The organism is Nitrospiria bacterium, from assembly GCA_036397255.1.
In the GTDB taxonomy this organism is placed as follows: domain Bacteria; phylum Nitrospirota; class Nitrospiria; order DASWJH01; family DASWJH01; genus DASWJH01.
Genome location: DASWJH010000036.1, coordinates 1 through 4,614 on the forward strand (window position 1 = coordinate 1; position 4,614 = coordinate 4,614).

Annotated in this window: 6 protein-coding genes; all 6 read right to left on the reverse strand. The window is 45.4% G+C overall.

Annotated features, from left to right (window positions below; all coding sequences use genetic code 11):
• Window positions 1-213: 213 nt before the first annotated feature.
• The gene (locus tag VGB26_04675; protein HEX9757079.1) at window positions 214-1,173 is read right to left on the reverse strand and encodes a cobalamin-binding protein; all 960 of its coding nucleotides are present in this window, start codon (window positions 1,171-1,173) and stop codon (window positions 214-216) included.
• Window positions 1,174-1,195: 22 nt separating this feature from the next.
• Complete coding sequence (cobS, locus tag VGB26_04680; GenBank protein ID HEX9757080.1) at window positions 1,196-1,945, reverse strand: adenosylcobinamide-GDP ribazoletransferase; 750 nt, start codon at window positions 1,943-1,945, stop codon at window positions 1,196-1,198.
• Window positions 1,942-3,006: a nicotinate-nucleotide--dimethylbenzimidazole phosphoribosyltransferase gene (gene cobT, locus VGB26_04685; protein HEX9757081.1), complete on the reverse strand. Its 1,065-nt coding sequence runs from the start codon at window positions 3,004-3,006 to the stop codon at window positions 1,942-1,944. The genes cobS and cobT overlap by 4 nt, the downstream gene beginning before the upstream one ends.
• Window positions 2,993-3,535, reverse strand: coding sequence for a bifunctional adenosylcobinamide kinase/adenosylcobinamide-phosphate guanylyltransferase (gene cobU / locus VGB26_04690; protein ID HEX9757082.1), 543 nt, complete (start codon window positions 3,533-3,535; stop codon window positions 2,993-2,995). The genes cobT and cobU overlap by 14 nt, the downstream gene beginning before the upstream one ends.
• 49 nt (window positions 3,536-3,584) lie before the next feature.
• On the reverse strand, window positions 3,585-4,175 hold the full coding sequence (locus VGB26_04695) for a hypothetical protein (GenBank protein HEX9757083.1): 591 nt from the start codon (window positions 4,173-4,175) through the stop codon (window positions 3,585-3,587).
• 19 nt (window positions 4,176-4,194) lie between these two features.
• On the reverse strand, window positions 4,195-4,614 hold a 420-nt coding region (locus VGB26_04700; GenBank protein ID HEX9757084.1), incomplete at its 5' end, for an endonuclease domain-containing protein.

Below are 4,614 nucleotides of genomic sequence, written 5' to 3' on the forward strand. Positions count from 1 at the left end.
TGGAGATTGTGGCAGGAGAAAGTTCTTGTTACAGACTTCTGGCTTTTATTGCATTAAAGATGGAGCTGGCTTGGAGGAAAACGCCGGTGGGCAGGGTGAATCATAGATTACACTGGTTCACTAAATTCACACAAAATACTTGACAGTGCCGTGCAACCGTAGATTTTCCAATGCTACTGTGTGTTCCGGAGATGACGATCCGTGGAATGTTCATCAATGAATCTTCACCCTATTTTTTGATAAGGTTAATAAATCGTTCATGGTCAGTTTCCTGTAGGCATCGGATGGCCCTGACCAAGAAAATTTCTCTGGATGGAGGACGGAGGCCAATAGTTCAACGCCTTCCACGACCCTTGGACCGGGTCGTGCAAAATAGCTATTGGCATCAAAACAGTATACCTTATCCTCCCTCACAGCCCTTAACTCCTGCCAGCCGGGAAACTGAGTGAATAAGGACGCTTGACCCAGGACTTCTTCCAATTTAAACCCGCAGGGGCTTAAAAAAAGGAACTCCGGACCATATTCTACAATCTGCTTCCATGATATCCTGGTGGAATCCTGGCCTTTTCTCGCAAGCCGGTCCACTCCCCCAGCGAGCTCAATCAGTTCAGGCATCCAATGCCCGGAGTTGTAGACCGGTGCTAGCCATTCGAAACAAAACACGCGCGGTCTATTTTTTAAATATTGGGTCAGGTTTGAAACCGCCTCAATACGCTTTTTAAGCCGGTCTACCAAACTTTTGCTTTCGGTCACCTTATGGGTTGACTCCCCCACCTGTAATAAATTTTCAAATATGTCCGAAAGACAAGTAGGGGTAAGCCAAAGGATCTTAGGCGTTTTAGGAAGATATTTTACGACACGCCCAATTTCATTTCCGGAAGGCGCACACACTTGGCAAAGGTCCTGAGTAATGATCAGATCAGGTTGAAGATTTTTTAAAAGTTGTTCATCGGCAACATAAAGGCTTTGACCCGCCCGAAGGGTACGGCTTACGATTTCATCGATTTGTAAGGGACTTAATCCTTTCGGATCCATGGATGACCGAACGACAACCGGTTTGCCCAAAACCTCAGGTGGATAATCGCATTCATGAGTGATCCCCACCAATTGTTCCCCTAGGCCAAGGGCATAAAGCATTTCCGTCGCACTGGGCAAAAAAGATACAATCCGCACTGGAATCCTCCCTTATCAATCCTTAGGCGAATTCAAGAAAAGCGTCAGACACCAAAACAGACAAAAGGACCAAGGTTTCAGAGATTTCGTTAAGCGCACCGAGTGAATCACCGGTTAGGCCCCCGATCTTTGAATAAAGAAATTGCTTGAATAACAACACCAGCAAAAAAACCAGAGATAAAGAAATTATTCCTACGCCTACATTAATCGCAAAGATTAGGATCAAAGAAATAATTGTCGCTCCCAAGATTTGTCCCATGGAGACCTTTCCGATAAACGGTTGAGCGGTACCCCTTTCTCTTGCATAAGTTCCAAGATAGGCGGCAAGGACCATAGCCCAACGGCTTAAAACGCCCATCAATAAAAAAGTAAACAGCCATCCATGGGTAATCACCTCTACAAAGAGCGCATACTTAAGAAAAAATACCGCGATGAGGGCCAAAACACCAAAGGGCCCGATCCGACTGTCCTTCATGATCAATAGCATTTCTTCACGAGACCTCCCGGAAAACAATCCATCACACAAATCCGCCAACCCGTCCGAATGCAACCCCCCTGTGATGAAAATCAAAACCAGGGTAAGCAATACCGCCAGAGGGCCAGCGGGAAGGAACGGCAAAAGAAAAAATGTTAGAGCAAACAGAAGAAGACCGATGGTAAACCCGACAATCGGAAAGTAAACGACCGATCGAGTCAATTCATCATGATGAGGTGGAAAATCGCTCAAAGGAATACTTGTAAGAATTTGAAAGGCGGTAATAAAATCCTTCACTTCCTTTTACCCGCTTTAGAAACCCCTGCTTGTTCAAACGTTGCCATTTCATTAAAGATTTTTAGAGAAGCCTCTACGATTCCCATGGCCAAAGCAGCCCCCGATCCTTCCCCCAACCGCATGTTTAAATCTAATAGCGGATTAAGTCCCAAATTATTTAATGCAATCTGATGACCCGGTTCTGAGGATCGGTGTCCAGCACACAAATATTCTCTGGTTTCAGGTTTTAAAGCCACCGCAAGCAATGCCGCTGACGTGGTAATAAAACCATCGATCACAACGGGAATCCGATGAGCAGCCGATCCCAAAATCAGTCCCACAATCCCGCCGATTTCAAAACCGCCTACTTTCGAAAGAACGTCCAGGGGGTCCTTGGAGTTCGGGAAATTTATTTTTAGCGCCTTTTGAATCACCATTTGTTTTCTCAATAATCCCTGCTCATTAACCCCGGTTCCTTTTCCAGTGACAAGTTCCACTGAAGCTTTGGTCATGACTGTGGTTATTGCACTACTTGCCGTTGTATTCCCAATTCCCATGTCCCCTGCCCCGATGAGGTGAACCCCTTTCAAGGATGCCCTTTGTGCCAACTGAATCCCAATCAGCAATGCTCTTTCAGCTTGTGCCCGTGACATGGCAGGGCCCAAAACCATATTTCGTGTCCCATAGGAAATTTTTCGACATAACAAACCGGGCGCAATTTTAAAATCATGGTCGACCCCCATATCGACCACCTGTAACTCTGCTCCAATATGACGTGCCAGGACATTAATCGCGGCACCGCCTTGGAGAAAATTGTAAACCATCTGTGCTGTAACCTCCTTGGGATAAGCACTGACCTGCTCTTCCACCACCCCGTGATCTGATGCAAAGATAAAGATGGTTTTTTTTAAACAAGGAGGCGGGATTCTACCCCAAATTTTGATGCACCATGCCGCAATATCTTCCATTCGACCGAGGCTTCCGGGAGGTTTTGTGAGTTGATCAAGACGTTTTTGTGCTTTCTTCTTCCAACCGGTGTTCGAGGATTCAATTTTTTGAAGAATTGAATCAATGGTTTCCATGTGGGTTCCTTTTTATCGGAATAGGGTTTCCTGCCATCATCAAAAAAACTTCCTGTGATATGTCGGACAATCTCTGGTGTAAAAATCCAGAAAAATCAACGAAACGGCGGGAAAGCAAATCCGAAGGAATGACTCCCAACCCCACCTCATTGGAAACTGCTATAACAGCGAGGTTTATCGATTCCATGACACCGGTCAATTGTTCGATGTGATCCTGAATTTTATTATCTTTTTGGTTCCTAATACTCAATTGATTCGAAAGCCACAAGGTAAGACAATCGATAACCACCACATCAGTGGTTCCATTTATAGACTCTAAAACCTGGCAAAGCTTGTAGGGTTCCTCTATGGTTTTCCAATCTGGGGACCGGTCCTGGCGGTGTTTTTGAATTCTCCGCGCCATTTCCGCATCCAGGGGTTGAGCGGTAGCAATGTAAACCCTTGAAGATCCAAACTTTGAACTCTGCTCAATTGCAAACCGGCTTTTTCCGGAGCGAACACCCCCCAGGATTAGTGTCTTATGGCCCATTCGCATTTCCCTAATTTCAGAAGCTTATAAATTTCTCCACCCCAAACGGCTAACTGGTTGCATGGGGCCCGGCCGAAGGCCTGAACCGTTTGGATACTTTAGAAACAAAAAAGGCATGGATGAATACCGTAATGCCAACATAGATGAACGTATTGATCACATACGAGGGGTAGTACTTTGAGACACGGACCGCATATTCAGTCCATCTCATTTCTCCAAAATAACCCGAAAAAAAGTAAAAACCCCCGTTGGAAATCACAAATGCCCCACTTAAACTGGCAAACAGGACAAAAACCAAAAATCCCCAAGCCCTCAATGATGAATCATCCCGTTTTCCATAATATTTGCCGACAAGCCACACCATTCCATAGGTTGGAATGAGAAACAAATATGCGGGTGTGAAGCACCAGTCACTTCCTCCAACTGCAAACGTTCCAAGATCAATGAGAGCCGCCCCAGCGAAAAACAACGGGAAAAAGAAGAGGGACTGGAGAAAAAATCCTGCCAGAAAAAAAACAGCTAATGAAGCGTCGGGAAGGTTTAAATTGTAATTAAAATGGTGAAACCGGGTCGCGGCCATCGCAAAGGCCAAAAACAAAGCAATCATAAAACGATGTTTGGAAATCAAAGTTCTTTCCATTATTTTGTCCTCCTTCGGTTTAAAAATTTGGTTCCTCCGGGTTTAGCGTGGGTTCCCCAACGCTTTTCCCTCTCACTTCCCCTCCCTGGATGGGAGGGGTTAGGGGAGGGTGATTTAAACACGTCTCTCTAATGACTCCCAATATCCCATCCATATTCGTTAGAACCTCATGGTTCCAGAATCTTAGAACCCGATATCCTTGCTCATGGAGCCATTTCTCTCTTTGAGCATCTCTGTCTCGCTCTAACGAATGCTGCCCCCCATCCACTTCGATGATGATCCTTTTCTCGTGACAAACAAAATCTACAATATATGGACCGATGGGCGCCTGTCTTCTAAATTTCAGTTCTTCGATCTGTTTCGCCCTTAAACGCCCCCATAGCCGATGCTCCGATTCTGTCGGCCTCTTTCGAAGATTTTTCGCTCTTGCATTGCTATG

What these genes read in the sequence shown, in the direction of transcription:
- VGB26_04695 (HEX9757083.1), bottom strand. Translation starts at nt 4,175, where the DNA reads ATGGAAAGAACTTTGATTTCCAAACATCGTTTTATGATTGCTTTGTTT.
- cobT (HEX9757081.1), bottom strand. Translation starts at nt 3,006, where the DNA reads ATGGAAACCATTGATTCAATTCTTCAAAAAATTGAATCCTCGAACACC.
- cobU (HEX9757082.1), bottom strand. Translation starts at nt 3,535, where the DNA reads ATGGGCCATAAGACACTAATCCTGGGGGGTGTTCGCTCCGGAAAAAGC.